The sequence below is a fragment of the Paenibacillus sp. 01T424 genome (assembly GCF_056398745.1).
The window spans coordinates 80,247-95,346 of the sequence record NZ_JBFTPZ010000005.1 but is presented as its reverse complement, the minus strand read 5'-3'; the positions used below and the strand labels follow the sequence as shown (position 1 = coordinate 95,346).

Genomic DNA, 15,100 nt, shown 5'->3' with positions numbered 1-15,100 from the left:
TTTGTATAGTTAATTTGTTTTTTTTGGAAAGGGGAATTGGTATGGATAAGGGAATCGTGGCCGTTATTGGAGCAGGACCTGGCGGTTTAGCAGCTGCCATGGAGCTGGTTGGCCGAGGTTACCGAGTTACCGTTTATGAGAAACAGCCCTATATAGGTGGGAGAACCTCCAGGCTTCAGCTGGGTGAGTATTTTTTTGATCGAGGACCTACGTTTTTCATGATGCCACACCTGCTTGAAGAAATGTTTCAATCTGTAAATCGCTCTTTGTACGACTATGTTGAGCTCATAGCGCTTGATCCGCTATATAGGCTGCAATTCGGCGATGTTACATTTTCACCGACACGGGACGAGAAGCAGATGGTTGAGAGGATCGAGGCGCTATTTCCCGGCAACGGTAAAGGTTATCTTCAGTTTATGAAAGAGGAGGGGGAGAAATATAACAAGGTTTCCCCGCTGCTGCAGCGGCCTTTCAGCAAGCTAAGCGACTATATTTCTCGGGATGTGTTTCAAGCGCTGCCGCGGCTGAATGCGGTAGGAAGTGTGTATGACAGACTTTCACGTTATTTTACAGATGAAAGGCTGAAATATGCGTTTACTTTCCAAGCAAAATATTTAGGCATGTCGCCATGGGAATGCCCTGGAACATTTACAATACTTGCTTATTTGGAACATAAATTTGGCCTTTTTCATCCCGTTGGAGGCGTTAACCGCGTCTGCGAGGCAATGGCTGAAGTGATTCGCGAGTACGATGGCGAGATTGTTACCTCCTGCGGTGTCCAAAGAGTGCTGAGCCGGAGCGGAAAAGCAGTAGGTCTGCTTTTGGAAAATGGTGAAAAAATAGAAGCGGATCATATCATCATCAATGCTGATTTTGCAACCGCTATGAACCACTTGTTTGAACCGGGTGAGCTTAAGAAATACAGTCCGGCAAAGCTTGCCAAGAAGAAATATTCTTGCTCTACTTATATGCTCTACCTCGGAGTAAATCGTGAAATACATATGCCGCACCATAACATTTTATTTGCCAACAACTATCGCCAAAACGTACATGAAATCATGACAAAAAAGATGCTGTCTACAGACGCATCTATTTATATACATAATCCTGGGCTTAACGATCCAACGCTGGCTCCTCAAGGGAAAACCGCTTTATACGCGCTTATGCCGGTACCGAATCTGACAGCGAATGTCAGTTGGGAGGAGCAGAGGACACTCGTTAGAGAAAAGATGATCGAGCGTATGGAGCAGGAGCCAGAGCTAGCAGGCTTCTCGGCTGACATCGAAGAGGAAGCCATCATTACACCATTAGATTGGCGAAATGATCATCATGTCTATGAAGGAGCAACGTTTAATCTTGCACATTCACTGGATCAAATGATGAAGCTTCGTCCACATAACCGCTTCGAAGAGCTCGCTAATTGTTGGCTTGTAGGGGGAGGAACTCACCCTGGCAGCGGCTTGCCGACGATCTTCGAATCAGCGCGCATTAGTACCCGTCTACTTATGGCGCAGGATGATAGTGAACGTATAAGGGTTGGCGGATCTTCAGCAGTCATCCACTCACAGAAGGAGGCCTTTCGGTGGGAGTAGCTTTTGTCGGTGGTGGAATAGGCAGTTTAACAGCAGCTCTGCTGCTTAGCAAGCAAGGCAAGCAGGTTACTATTTATGAAAGAGGCCCCCGGCTTGGCGGTAGATTAGCTTTTCAGGAAGGCGGAGGCTATCGGATCGATCAAGGCCCTACAATTGTGCTGTTGCCTGAAATGCTGCTTAGTATTTTGGAGGAAGCTGGAATCGAGCGATCACGCATACCGCTCCTCGAATGCGATCCGCTTTACCGTATTCATTATGCAGACGGCACCGTATTTCACAAATGGCGGAATCAGCAGCGCCAGATCGAAGAGCTTGAGCGAATGTTTCCAGAGGAAGTCGATGGTTTTCGGCGTTATATGGCGGACATGGAAGTGGCTTTTAAACAAGGAAAGGAAGCTTTTCTGGAACGTCCATTTTTGCGAAAACGAGAGTTTTATACTTTTCGAAACCTAACGTTATTAACGAAGCTTAAAGCCTACAAAAGCGTGCGTTCCTTTGCAGGACGATATTTCCGAAGTGAGAAGCTGCTTGATGCGTTCTCTCTACAAACCTTATACATAGGTGGCGCTCCTTTTCAATCTCCCGGATTGTATACGTTATTGCCCTTCGCTGAACATGCTTATGGCATTTGGTATGTAAAAGGAGGTTATGCCGGAATCGTTTCCATCTTGGAAGAGGAGCTGCGGAGTAGAGGGGTTCAAATCAAGACAGAAACTCAGATTGAGCAATTGTTACTTGAGAATGGACGCTGCATTGGCGTGATAGACGAAGGCGGCAGGGAAACGCTGCATGATACGATTGTATATAACGGTGATTTTCCGCATCTAGCCTCATTGATGCCAAAGAACACTGTTCCAATGAAAGCCTATAAGCCGTCTTCAGGAACAATCTTGATCTATTTAGGCCTAAACAAACAGTGGGAGCAAGCTTCCGTTCACCAGTTTTTTTTACCTGACAATTTACAAAGTGGATTAAAACAAATTTTTCAAAACAATCAGCTTCCGCGAGATCCATCCTTTTACATATTTTATCCGTCAGCTATGGATATGGAAGCAGCACCTCCAGGTGAGAGCGTCATGTATATGCTGATTCCCGCTCCGCCACACGGTTCTGTAGCGTGGGAGGATGAAGTGCCCGCGTTAGTCGAGCATGTAATTGATGAGGCTGAGAAGAGGGGCTTTCCCGGCTTGAGAGCTGCGATTCAATGGAAGGAAGTAAGGACGCCGCAGGACGCGGAGTCGGATGGACTCTATCATGGGGGCAGCTTCGGCATCGCGCCAACTTTTGGACAGTCGGCAGTGTTCCGTCCTCAAATCGTGCCATATCCGATAAAAGGTTTGTATGCTGTAGGGGCATCCGTGCATCCTGGCGGTGGAATCCCGATTGTTATGCAAGGTGCCAGATTGCTAGCCAACTATTTGTTAAAGGAGTGACCTCATGGAACCCACTGTCTGTTTGGCGCAATGTGAAGCGATGATTCAGAAAGGATCATCATCGTTCTATAAAGCTTTTCGTTATTTGCCTAGCCCAAGGCGCGAAGCCGTTTACGTTATTTATGCTTTCTGCCGCATGATAGACGATGCAGTAGATGAGCCGCAACGTTCTCCCTATACCATTGATGAGCTAGAACAACATTTTTACCGTTTGGATCAGGCAGCGGATCATTTCATATGGGCTTCTTTACGGTGGCTGTTTGATACTTTTCCACTCAGCAAAAAACCGTTTTTCAGACAAATGGAGGGACAGCGCCGGGATTTATCTTTCACCCACTATGAGACGATGGAGCAGTTGGAGGACTACTGCTACTTGGTTGCCGGAACAGTTGGTGAGATGCTGCTGCCAGTCTTGCATGATCAGCCAGATATTCAAGTAATAGAAGCGGGAATATGGCTTGGAAAAGCCATGCAAATTGTAAACATTGTTCGCGACGTTGGCGAGGATCAGAGTAGAGGGCGTCGTTACCTGCCGCTTGAGCTGCTCGCTCGTCATCGCTATACCGAAAGCGACTTCGAAATGGGCGTTGTCGACGAACGATTTCAACATCTTGTGCAAGAGCTGGATACACTTTCACGCAGTTGGTTCGCACGAGGCTTGCGCGGGCTTGAAACGTATCCTTCCAGCAGCGCTTTTTCAGTTGAGCTGGCCGCAAGCTTCTATGCAGCGATTTTGGATGAAGTAAAGGCTGCCAACTACGAAGTCTATAAGAAGCGAGCTATCGTCAGCTCATTAAATAAATTAAAGCTTTATACGAATATAAAAATGAAATATATGCTCGTATCAGAGGTTAATGACAGCAATGCGGTATCGCTATGATCCGCTACCTATTTATTTTTTGGTATTGCATCGGGTTAATCCTCATGCTGACCATTGGCGTTCCAACGTGGCTTTCCTTTTCCAATGGTTTGTTTCTCGTGTTTTTTGCCCTGTATGCCATTCATATTGAAGGCATGATGGGCGAGGAGCGCCGTCGCAGCTGGAGTAGAATAATGCTCGTTGGGGTACTTACGTTTGCTGTAGAATGGCTTGGTGTGACGATGGGATGGCCGTTTGGAGACTACAAATACACATCTTTACTTGGCATCTCGCTTGGCGGAGTACCCCTCGCCATATTTTGTGCGTGGATTGGTGTCATTGTCACTGTGATGCGAATGACTGCCTTCTCGAATCGATGGACGCGTGCGCTTCATACCGGCTTATGGACGGTTGTTTTTGACCTCGTACTCGATCCAGTGGCTTTCGCTAGGCAGTTCTGGATTTGGCATGAGCCTGGTGATTTCTACGGGATACCGGCAGCAAACTTCATCAGTTGGTTCGTTATATCAGCAGCTATATCATTTCTGTTCCCTTTAAGAGAAGTATCGGCGAACGTTCGAATCCAGGCTGTAAGACTCACGCAAATGATGCTGTTTATGTTTGGTCTCTTAGGGGCCAAAGAAGGTTTAATGATGCCGTTCATCATCGCATTGGCAGCTATCGTTGTGGCGGAAGGAGCGGGAAGGATTGATCGCAGCGGGCTCAAGCAAGTGGTTTAAACGAATATTCGCGCAATACAATGAAAACTATTTGTTAAGACGGCATTTTCACTCGTTTCAACTGAGCGGTGAGATCGATCCAGTTCCGCAAGGCCAGCCTGTGCTCTATCTTATGAATCATAGCTCTTGGTGGGATGGAATGGTTGTATATCATGCGATCGCAAACGCTTCAGCGCGTGAACACTATATGATGATGGATGAAGAGCAAATGAAGCGGTATCGATTTTTTCGCAAAATAGGAGCTTTCTCGATTGATAAGAAGTCAAGCCGAGCGATCGTTGCTTCCCTTCGATATAGTGAGAGTCTATTAAATCAAGGATATGGAGTTTGGTTATTTCCACAAGGAGATATCGAGCATCTGGAGCGTAGACCTTTAAGATTTCAAACCGGCGCGGGCTATTTATTGGAGCGCTGTCCGGGAACGATTGTTCAGCCCGTAACAGCATATTATTCGCTAGGACTTCATCAAAAGGCAGAAGTCAGTCTTCAATTCGGTAAACCTATCCACAGAGCATGGCAGCAGCTGGGACGTAAAACCATTACGACAATGCTTGAATCGGCTTTGGAGGATCAACTGAATGAACACCGCCTTGCAGTAATAGCAGCAGCTCGCGGGGAGCTAGCCGAGTATCGATCAATACTGAAGGCGAAACGGTCAACGAACGAGGTTTTTGATGCTTGGATGAACGGGGTGACAAGGTGGAAATCTTTTTTTGGACGGTAGCTGCAGCCCTGATGCTGCAGCTATTATTTGTGTTATGGAACCTCTCGCAAATGCCTTCGTTGGGAGGCAGCGGTATAGGACGAGTTTGGCTGTCAGGAGGAGCTGAGTCCATTCAAGCTGATGCTCCAGATGTTCACGGAATTACACCTAGACCACGGCTGTCTGTTCTTATCCCGGCGCGTAATGAAGCGGATAACATTGCAGCATGTATACAATCGGTGCTGCTGGAGCCTTCCATATTTATTGAGGTGCTGGTGCTGGATGATCGTTCCACAGACGGAACAGCAGAAGCTGCGCGGCTCGCTGCAGCAGGCGACAGCCGTGTTCGCGTTTTGCCCGGTGATGTGCTGCCGTTCGGCTGGCTGGGCAAGTCGCACGCATGTCATCAGCTCGTCGAAGCGGCGCACGGCGAATGGTGGTTATTTCTCGACGCTGATGCGCGGCTTGAGCCGGGTGCGCTCGCGGATGCGCTTGACACCGCTTTAGCGCAAGGTCAAGGGCTCGTGACCGGTTTCCCTAAGCAGGAAACTGGAACATGGCTGGAGAAGCTCATCGTCCCGATGATGAGCTTCTCGATTGCCTGCCATCTGCCGATACGACTCGTTCGGCAATCGCCAGATCCAAAATTCGTCGCCGCACACGGTGCTTTTCTGATGATTTCAGCAGAAAGCTACTGGGCGACAGGCGGCCATGCTGGCTTCAAAGGTCATCTCGTCGATGATATGCAGCTGGCTGGTGCTGTCAAAAAAGCCGGGCTTCCCGTCACTTTAGCCTACGTTTGCCCCCAAATTTCCATGCGTATGTATCAGAACGCTGCCGGGGTTTGGAACGGCTATAAGAAAAATATATTTGCAGGTGTAGGTCGCAGCAGCTTATTGCTTGGAATTATGTTGTTTATGTACACCTTGCTTTATATACTGCCTCCGATAATGATGATCATTAGTTTAGCTGGGCTTCTCATGCATGCATATCCGGAAGGATGGCTTACAACTGTTTTATTGCCAAGCTCGCTCTGCTATCTACTAGGCGTTTGTCTGAAGAGAATCATTGATAGGAAAAGTGGACAGCCCTGGTACTTATCCTTCTGTTTACCTGCAAGTATATTTCTGCTGTCAGCGATTGCGTTGGCCTCGTGGCGGGCGAGCTTAAATGGCACTGGTTATGAATGGAAGGGGAGGAGGTATTCGTGAAGCGAGTCATGGTCATTGGCGGAGGTTTAGGCGGATTATCTGCAGCGATTCGATTGGCATATGCGGGTTATCACGTCACTGTGCTTGAACAACAGGCAGCACTCGGCGGAAAGCTTCAGCGCATTGAGCTTGGCGGTTATCGCTTCGATCGTGGACCAAGCACGATTACGATGCCTCATGTATTTCAGCAGGTATTCGAGAGCGTTGGTCGAAGAATGGAGGACTACGTTACTTTTTATCCGCTGAACCCGGGCACGCGGAATCATTTTGCAGACGGAACGACGGTTGATTTATGCTCTGATTTCGTTCTAATGGAAGCGCAAATTGCAGCATATAGTCCAGAGGATGCGAAGCAGTATCGCTCATTCATGAAAGAGGCTGCTGCGTTATATCAACAAGCTGATCAGCTATTCATGAATCGGCTGCTGCTGTCATGGAAGGATAAAGTTGACTTCCGACTGCTTGCGGGTTTGCTGCGGATTCGTCCATGGCTGACATTGGAACGGCTGCTTCGCCGTTACTTTAGGCATCCGCATACACTTGCACTCTTAGGACGGTATGCGACCTATGTTGGATCGGCTCCTCGGACGGCTCCGTCTATTTTTGCAATGCTTGCTCATTTGGAGCTGCAGTTAGGTATTTATGGAGTGAGAGGCGGCACCTACCAGATTGTGGAGGCATTCGGCCGCCTTGCTCAGGAGCTTGGTGTAACGATTCATACGTCCGAGAGTGTTCAACAGATTACATCAGTAAACGGTCGCATCACAGGTGTTGTTACGAGCAAAGCGGACTATAAAGCTGATATCATCATCGCAAATGGTGATGTGCTGGCTATTTGCAAAAACCTGCTGGAAGAATCAAAGCGACCAAGCATGAGCAATGCCAAAATCTCATCGTATGAGCCATCGTTATCAGGTTTTGTTTCCCTCATTGGCAGTAAGAAGACCTACAGCCAGCTGCTGCATCATACTGTGTTTTTCCCAGAACACTATGGCAGTGAGTTTGACGACATCTTCCAGCAAAGAAGAGCACCTCAGAACCCTGCAATTTACATTTGCCATTCAGGTTACTCAGAGGATGGGATGGCCCCTGCTGGAGGCAGCAACCTGTTTATCCTGACTAACGCTCCATACACTTCTCCGCTGTTGAACTGGGAGCAAGAAGCCGAATCGTATCAGAAAAACATTTTAACGAAACTTGAAGCATATGGCTTGTCTGGTTTAATTGATGATTCAGAGTTTTCAGCAGTCTACACTCCTGACCAAATGCAAAAGCAGACATCGGCATACCGCGGAGCTATATATGGCATTTCCTCCAATACAGCGCGGCAAACCTTTGCCAGACCCTCCAATCAAGCTGATCTAAAGGGTTTATGGTTTGTCGGAGGTACGACGCATCCAGGCGGGGGAACACCGATGGTAACCCTATCGGGGCAGCTTGTAGCAGAGGCTATACTTTCATCGTGAATATAGATCTTAATAAAAAACGCGTCCAATTCCAAAAGGAAAAAGACGCGTTTTTTAATGAGATTATTCCCTAGGCGAAGTTTGGCCTTTAGCACCCCATACAAATAGGAACACAACTGCAATGCCTATTATGAGAAGAGGGGCAATCATAATTAAAGTAATTTCCAATATCGTACACCTGCTTTCGTTTACGGTATTTATTTGCCTTTGACGTATTTAGTGTTAAATAAAAACAGACGCATCAGCAAGTATAGTGAAGGGATCAGAAGCAGCAAGCCGAGTACAAATGCTATGATTAGCGCAATAGCCATCGAGTCATTGGTGAAATTATCGTGTATGGTCAAATAGGGATACAGAATGTAAGGCAGATGAGCTGAGCCGTATCCATAAAAGGCGAATGCAAACTGCAAAATGACGAAGATAAACGATAATCCAAGTCGCTGGCGCTTCCACACCAAGTAAACCGCTAACATAAAAAAGAGAAAGGATAAAGCGAACATCCATGATCTATCCAGCATTTTCTCATAGTGCTCACGATTATGGTCATGGATGGCGAAGAAAACAAGAAGGCTGCTAAGTATTGTCGGTAAGCTCCATACGAGCGCGTATGTTCGAACGATCTTAAATGCAGGAGCATCGCCTGCTTTATGGGCATAGAAGCTTAAGAACATAGCCGATATGTACAGCACGCTTACAAGGGCGAGCAGAACAACGGACCAGGAATAGCTGCTTCTAAACAGTTCGTTAACGAGAAATACTACTTTTCCTTCGTCTGTAACCTTGATGTATCCTCCTTCTGAGATCGTTAGTACTGTTGATAAGGCAGCTGGAATAAGCAAGCCGCTAGCCCCGTACATGAGTGTATAGATTTTCCGACTTCGTGAGCCGTAATGATTAAAAGCATAATAAGCCCCTCGAATAGCTAGCAGCACAATGGCAATGCTTCCCGGTATAAGCAAGGCAGTTCCATAATAATAGGCGGTATCCGGAAAAAATCCGATAAACCCGACAAAAAAGAACACGAGAAAAACATTCGTGACCTCCCATACTGGGGACAAATACCGATCAATGATGGAATGGATCAGATGCCTCGTTCCAGTAATAGAGCTGTAATAGCTGAAAAAACCGGCGCCAAAATCAATAGAAGCGATAATGAGATAGCCAAACAGAAAAGTCCAGAGCACGGTAATACCAATGACTTCATAACTCATAATGGATCATGAGCCTCCTTCTCGTAGGCAGCTATTTCATCTTCAGCGTGATTATTTCGGAACATTTTTATTAGAACTCTTACAGAAGAAATGCCGAGCACAAGATAAAGCAGAGCAAATAGCAAAAGCATCAAATCGACATGATCGGATGTCGTTGCACCTTCCGCAGTACGCATAATGCCTCTTAAGATCCACGGCTGCCTGCCAACCTCTGAGAAAATCCAACCATGCTCAATGGTGAGTATCGCTACTGGAGCAGCAATAACAACGGCGCAAAGAAGCCAGCGGCGGTATGTATTCCCTTTTTTTCGAACCATTTCAATAATAAACAGAAGGGAGACCAGCACCATAAAGGCTACATAAGCCATCTTAATGTCAAAGAGGTAATGAATCCATAGAGGCGGATGCTCATCCTCAGGAAATTCATTTAATCCAGTAACCTCAGCAAACGGATTGCTGTGAGCGAGAATGCTTAGGCCAAACGGGATTTTTAGTCCGTATTTCACTTCATTGTCTTCGGTAAGGATACCTCCGAGTATAAGCGGCGCTTTGCCCATCGTTTCAAAATGCCACTCCGTTGCAGCCAGCTTCTCGGGTTGATATTTTGCAAGATATTTTCCCGACAAATCTCCGATAAGCGCTGTAGAAATCATAAAAACAAAGGCACAAACCATTGTGAGCTTTAAAGCTTTCTTATAGTAAATATGGTTTTTTCCTTTAAGCAGCGACCAAGCCGTAATGGCTGCGAGTATGAATGCGCAGGTTAAGTAAGCTGAAGAGAGCACATGTGCTACCTTAGTCGGCATGGCCGGGCTAAGCATTGCTGCAATAGGATTAACGTCCGCGATTTCACCATTAACTAAAGTAAATCCAACCGGGTAATTCATAAATGCGTTCACGATCGTAATGAAGAAAGCTGAAGCTGAAGAACCAATAACGACGGGAATCAACAGCCAAAAATGCGTCATCCTACTTTTAAAGCGATCCCAAGTGTAGAGGTAAATACCGAGAAAGATGGCTTCAAAAAAGAATGCAAAGGTTTCAAGGAAAAGAGGCAGGGAGATAGATTGTCCAGCAACTCTCATAAAGCTTGGCCATAGCAGACTTAGCTGCAGGCCAATAGCTGTTCCTGTCACGACGCCTACTGCAACGGTGATTACATAGCCACGAGCCCAGCGCCTTGCAAGCAGCAGGTAATGAAAGTCATTTCGTTTAATGCCGATCCATTCGGCTAGTGCTATCATCAGCGGGATGCCGACACCTATCGTGGCATAGATGATGTGGAAGCCAAGGGTGAGAGAGGTTAGTATACGACTGAATACAACGGGATCATAGCCGTTAAGCAGCATGGAATTCACTCCTTAGATGATTGATTCTTGTTTGAACTAGCTCATAAATTTTCGGATGATCGACAGCAGCATGAGCAGTGTCACAACTGCACATAACATAATTAATTTTTTTTCCTGTTGTTTTGGACGATTTTGTTTGTTTTCTTTCATGATTTCACTCGCTTTCAAACTATGTGATGTATTTCACAATGAATAAATGATTACAGCTTCCAATTGGGCTGAAATCAGTATGCCCTTTATGAAGTGAAAATAATATGACTCGATAGAGCTATATGGAGGGTGAAATGTAACGAATCGATGAACAATGCAGGAGTAGGGGAGTGTAATTAATAAAGGCCGTCCAATCATCTAAATGACTTGTTGGACAGCCTATTTTCAAACGTTAGTTTTTTAAAAACTGTTTTCGAAACGCATGAACGACTAATAAAATCAAAGGAAGAATGAGTCCGTATGTCGAGACATAAGGTATCCATGCTCCTTTGTTGAATTCAATTCCATGAAGGACATTAGGATGTAAAATGAGGGAAAATACGACCATGATCATCCCTAAAGGTAACGTAAGTGAGCGGTAGTCTTTTAAGTTCAACGTTTGTGCAAGACCGATTACAGCTGCGTAAAAATACAGTGATGTTCTAAAAAAAATCGTGACAAACCATATTCCAGCCATTATGGCTTCAATACGTATAAAATTTCCTGTGTTTATTTTTTTGGCTAGCGCAAAACTTGGATACATATGCCTTCCTGTTGTATCAGGACCGAGAACTAGAATAGCCAAAGCGATAATAATAATTAAAATGATTCCCCCTATAAATGTGCCTATCAAAAAAGCTTTTTGTGCTTTTTTAGGTTGATTCACTGAAACAGGGAAAATCATTAAAAAAACAACAGGGGAAAGAGAGAAAATACTTGTGAAGATTAAAGTAGAACGAATCATCGGTTTTATTCCAGTATCAAATACGGGTTGAATGTTGTGATTGTCGATTTGCGGCGAGATGAAAATGACTAATATGATAAATAATAAAACGAACCAAGGGAAAAAAAACTCCGCTGTCCGAGCTAGATTTTCAAGACCAAGACGAACTCCCATGATGACTATGCAAGCAAAAAGAATATGAATAGCTTGCGCTGGTGTGTCGGCCATGATCTGTGTAGTTATAAAATCCGCCATATAATACAAAAGATCTGCCGCTGTAATGAATGCAAAAAAAACAAAGGTAATAGAAACGGCCTTTCCCAGCCAGCGTCCGAGAAGCTTCTCATTTTTTTCAACTAGGGTCATTTCTGGATAAATATTCCCTACGGCATTGTACAATAATACGAGTAACATCCCTAATCCCACACCGAGAACAGCCGCGATCCAAGCGTCTTGTTTGACGATTTCAGCTAATGTTGATGGAATAATTAAGACAGCAGTACCAACGGAATACAATATGACTAACACGGTAAATTGACGCACATTTATTTTGATGTCTCTTACCATTTTTGGCCTCTTTCTAAGTTATCTGCATTATATTATATAGTCCATAAAAACCATTCCCCATTAGCTTTGACTAGAGCATTGCAGCATCTTCTCATTGTTACCTTTTACTTTGTTAGATAAACACTTGTCCTAGTCACTCTCTTCATTCAATGAATGTATGAATCAACGAAGTTTGGTTAACAAATGTTAAAGATATTTTCAAAAAACTTACCCTATTTCAGAGCAGAGAGGAACATAGGCAAATGGGGTTTTTCAATAATCAATCAAAAAACAAGATGGATCTTCCAGCAAGCAAGCGTATAGATTCCAACAAAGCTGCCCAAGAAAAAAGGTTGAATTTATGCCTTGATGATAATATCCAATATGTAAAAAATATGCTAGGTCATAGCAGCGATATTGTGATCAGAGAAATTCAGATTGGAGCAGGAGAGAAATTTAAAGCCGGGATATTTTATACAGATGGTTTAACGGATCTGCAATCTGTGCAGAAATTCATCATCGAATCGCTTATGCCAAGCATCCCTAATACGGAGCTTGACCCAAACGAATCAAGCCCAGATAAGATCCTCCAAGTTGTGAAGGATCAAATTCTAACGGTAGGAGCTATCAAGGATGTTTCTGAATTTGGTGCTTTGACAACTGCTTTGTTGTCTGGAGATGTCATTCTTTTATTGGACGGTTGCGCCCAAGGGTTCATCATCGGCATGCGAGGCTGGAAAGACCGTGCAGTCACGGAATCCACGACAGAGACCGTCATTCGGGGACCGAAAGAAGGCTTTACAGAATGTATTCGAACCAATACGGCGTTAATCCGCCGCAAAATAAAAGATCCTAATTTATGGCTCACAACAACGTCAATTGGGAGAGTGACAAAAACCGATGTATCGATCATGTATATCAAAGGAATTGCAAATGACAAGATAGTAGAAGAAGTGCATCGTCGTCTCGATCGGATCGATATTGATGGCATATTGGAGAGCGGCTACATTGAAGAATTAATTCAGGAAAAAACCTATACTCCTTTTCCTACGTTGTATCATTCGGAACGTCCGGATGTCATAGCAGCTGAGCTTTTGGAAGGGAAAGTAGCCATTTTGGTTGACGGAACGCCGATTGTATTGGTCGTCCCAGCATTATTTATCTCGTTTATACAGGCTGCTGAGGATTATTATACGCGCGCGGATATCAGCACGTTGATTCGTATGCTTCGTTTTCTTAGTATTTTTATTTCTCTGTTAGGTCCGTCACTTTACATTGCTGTCACTACATTCCATCAGGAAATGCTGCCTACGCAGCTGTTAATCGGTTTGGCTGCTCAACGAGAAGGGGTACCTTTTACAGCGTTCATCGAGGCCGTGATGATGGAGGTAACATTTGAAATTTTACGGGAAGCTGGCTTAAGAATGCCAAAGGCCATTGCACAGGCCGTCTCCATTGTAGGAACATTGGTTATTGGAACAGCGGCTGTTGAGGCGGGGATTATATCTGCCGCAATGGTAATCGTCGTTGCACTAACGGGGATTGCCAGCTTTGTGCTTCCGGCCTTCGACATGTCCATGACCTTTAGAATGCTTCGTTTTCCTTTGATGATACTTGCTGCTTCTTTTGGGTTGTTCGGGATTATTATTGGGATTTTTGCACTCGTACTTCACTTGTGCAGTTTGCGTTCATTCGGAGTTCCCTACCTGAGTCCATTTGCACCATTTAATCTTGAAGAGCAAAAGGATACCATATTCCGATTCCCCCGATGGGCAATGATTGCGCGACCTAGATTGATCAATAAAAACAACATCATTCGCGAACAAAGTAGTCATTCTGAACCGTCGCGCGATAATGCAGGTGGATAATCGATGATGCATAAAAGATATTTACTCTGTTTAATTGTCATCTCGCTTATATTCGTCACAGGTTGTTGGAAGGGCCGTGAGTTGAATGAGCTCGCAATCGCTGTAGCTTTGGGGATTGACAAGGTCGGAAATCAATATAAGGTTTCCGTTCAGGTCGTCGAGCCGACTGAAGTTGCAGGGAAGAAGGGCGGTGACAAGACACCCGTCACGACGTATCAAATCACGGCTAATACCATTTTCGAAGCAATACGCAAAATGACTACAGTAAACCCTCGTAAAATCTATCCTTCCCATCTGCGAATTGTGGTTCTTGGCGAATCCTTAGCTAAGGAAGGAATCGGTCAGGCGTTAGATCTCTTGTCAAGAGATGAAGAAATTCGTACTGATTTCTTTATCGTTGTTTCAAAGCATACGACTGCCGAGAATACGCTAAAAGTATTAACAAAGCTGGAAACGATCCCCGCGGTCAGTCTGTTCTCTACTCTTCAGACTTCTGAGCAGCAATGGGCTCCAACAACAACGGTTACATTGGATGAGCTTATTACTACACTCGTGAGCGAAGGAAGAGATCCTGTATTAACAGGTCTTGTTGTTTTGGGAGACGAGCAAATAGGGCAAGAAAAGAGAAATATGGAGAAGGTTCTGACCCCAACTACATTGCAATATTCGGGACTCGCGGTATTTAAGAAGGATAAGTTGATTGGTTGGCTAAATGAAACTGAAAGCAAAGCATACAACTATATTAGCGATGAAATTAAAAGCACGGTTGGTTTTGTTGCTTGTCCACAAGGCGGAAAAATTACGTTCGAGGTCATTCGGTCTAAGACAAAGGTCAAAGGCAGCGTAAAGAATGGACAACCTCAGATCGATATTGAAGTACGAATAGAAATTAATATAGGGGAAGTACAATGCTCCATAGATTTGTTGGAGACGAAAAATATTGCAGAAGTAGAAAGGCTAGCAAACAGCAAAGTGGAAGGTTTCATTGACGCGACAGTAAAAAAAGTGCAGAAAAAATACAAAGTTGATATTTTTGGATTTGGGGATGTTATTCATCGTTCGAATCCTAAAGATTGGAGAAAGCTCAAAAAAAATTGGGATCACACTTTTGAGACGATGCCAGTAAATGTGAAGGTAAATCATAAGATTCGACATTTAGGTACGGTGTCTAATTCCTTTCTGGAAGACATGAAGAAAGAGGAGTGAAGA

The 15,100-nt window shown here is 44.8% G+C and carries 13 protein-coding genes; 9 read left to right on the top strand and 4 right to left on the bottom strand.

Annotated elements, in window-relative coordinates; all coding sequences use genetic code 11:
- Nucleotides 1-41 precede the first annotated feature (41 nt).
- Genes AC1DPK_RS06090 through AC1DPK_RS06060 form a run of 7 tightly spaced genes read left to right on the top strand, consistent with a single transcriptional unit; the run spans nt 42 to nt 8,004 of the window.
- Nucleotides 42-1,592, top strand: a complete 1,551-nt coding sequence (locus AC1DPK_RS06090) for a phytoene desaturase family protein (RefSeq protein WP_477509655.1) — start codon at nt 42-44, stop codon at nt 1,590-1,592.
- A complete protein-coding gene (locus AC1DPK_RS06085) occupies nt 1,583-3,025 on the top strand; it encodes a phytoene desaturase family protein (protein ID WP_441875215.1) in 1,443 nt (480 codons plus the stop codon). The genes AC1DPK_RS06090 and AC1DPK_RS06085 overlap by 10 nt, the downstream gene beginning before the upstream one ends.
- Before the next feature lie 4 nt (nt 3,026-3,029).
- A complete protein-coding gene (locus AC1DPK_RS06080) occupies nt 3,030-3,905 on the top strand; it encodes a phytoene/squalene synthase family protein (RefSeq protein ID WP_477509654.1) in 876 nt (291 codons plus the stop codon).
- Nucleotides 3,902-4,624: a carotenoid biosynthesis protein gene (locus tag AC1DPK_RS06075; protein ID WP_477509653.1), complete on the top strand. Its 723-nt coding sequence runs from the start codon at nt 3,902-3,904 to the stop codon at nt 4,622-4,624. The genes AC1DPK_RS06080 and AC1DPK_RS06075 overlap by 4 nt, the downstream gene beginning before the upstream one ends.
- Nucleotides 4,593-5,348, top strand: a complete 756-nt coding sequence (locus AC1DPK_RS06070) for a lysophospholipid acyltransferase family protein (RefSeq protein ID WP_477509652.1) — start codon at nt 4,593-4,595, stop codon at nt 5,346-5,348. Before AC1DPK_RS06075 ends, AC1DPK_RS06070 begins: the two co-directional genes overlap by 32 nt.
- Nucleotides 5,324-6,538, top strand: a complete 1,215-nt coding sequence (locus tag AC1DPK_RS06065) for a glycosyltransferase family 2 protein (protein ID WP_477509651.1) — start codon at nt 5,324-5,326, stop codon at nt 6,536-6,538. The genes AC1DPK_RS06070 and AC1DPK_RS06065 overlap by 25 nt, the downstream gene beginning before the upstream one ends.
- Nucleotides 6,535-8,004, top strand: a complete 1,470-nt coding sequence (locus tag AC1DPK_RS06060; RefSeq protein WP_477509650.1) for a phytoene desaturase family protein — start codon at nt 6,535-6,537, stop codon at nt 8,002-8,004. Before AC1DPK_RS06065 ends, AC1DPK_RS06060 begins: the two co-directional genes overlap by 4 nt.
- A gap of 63 nt (nt 8,005-8,067) precedes the next feature.
- Here AC1DPK_RS06060 and cydS read toward each other — a convergent pair whose 3' ends face one another.
- The 4 genes from cydS to AC1DPK_RS06040 all read right to left on the bottom strand — a co-directional run bounded on the left by cydS (nt 8,068) and on the right by AC1DPK_RS06040 (nt 12,044).
- Nucleotides 8,068-8,154, bottom strand: coding sequence for a cytochrome bd oxidase small subunit CydS family protein (cydS, locus tag AC1DPK_RS06055; protein ID WP_441875572.1), 87 nt, complete (start codon nt 8,152-8,154; stop codon nt 8,068-8,070).
- Nucleotides 8,155-8,201: 47 nt separating this feature from the next.
- Complete coding sequence (locus AC1DPK_RS06050) at nt 8,202-9,215, bottom strand: cytochrome d ubiquinol oxidase subunit II (protein WP_441875233.1); 1,014 nt, start codon at nt 9,213-9,215, stop codon at nt 8,202-8,204.
- A complete protein-coding gene (locus AC1DPK_RS06045) occupies nt 9,212-10,564 on the bottom strand; it encodes a cytochrome ubiquinol oxidase subunit I (RefSeq protein WP_441875236.1) in 1,353 nt (450 codons plus the stop codon). The genes AC1DPK_RS06050 and AC1DPK_RS06045 overlap by 4 nt, the downstream gene beginning before the upstream one ends.
- A gap of 382 nt (nt 10,565-10,946) precedes the next feature.
- Entirely contained in the window at nt 10,947-12,044 is a 1,098-nt protein-coding gene (locus AC1DPK_RS06040; RefSeq protein WP_441875239.1) for a GerAB/ArcD/ProY family transporter, read from the bottom strand.
- A gap of 242 nt (nt 12,045-12,286) precedes the next feature.
- Between AC1DPK_RS06040 and AC1DPK_RS06035 the strand changes: the two genes are divergently transcribed.
- Both AC1DPK_RS06035 and AC1DPK_RS06030 read left to right on the top strand, forming a co-directional pair.
- Nucleotides 12,287-13,891: a spore germination protein gene (locus AC1DPK_RS06035; protein WP_477509649.1), complete on the top strand. Its 1,605-nt coding sequence runs from the start codon at nt 12,287-12,289 to the stop codon at nt 13,889-13,891.
- A gap of 3 nt (nt 13,892-13,894) precedes the next feature.
- Nucleotides 13,895-15,097, top strand: coding sequence for a Ger(x)C family spore germination protein (locus AC1DPK_RS06030; RefSeq protein ID WP_441875245.1), 1,203 nt, complete (start codon nt 13,895-13,897; stop codon nt 15,095-15,097).
- Nucleotides 15,098-15,100: the final 3 nt, after the last annotated feature.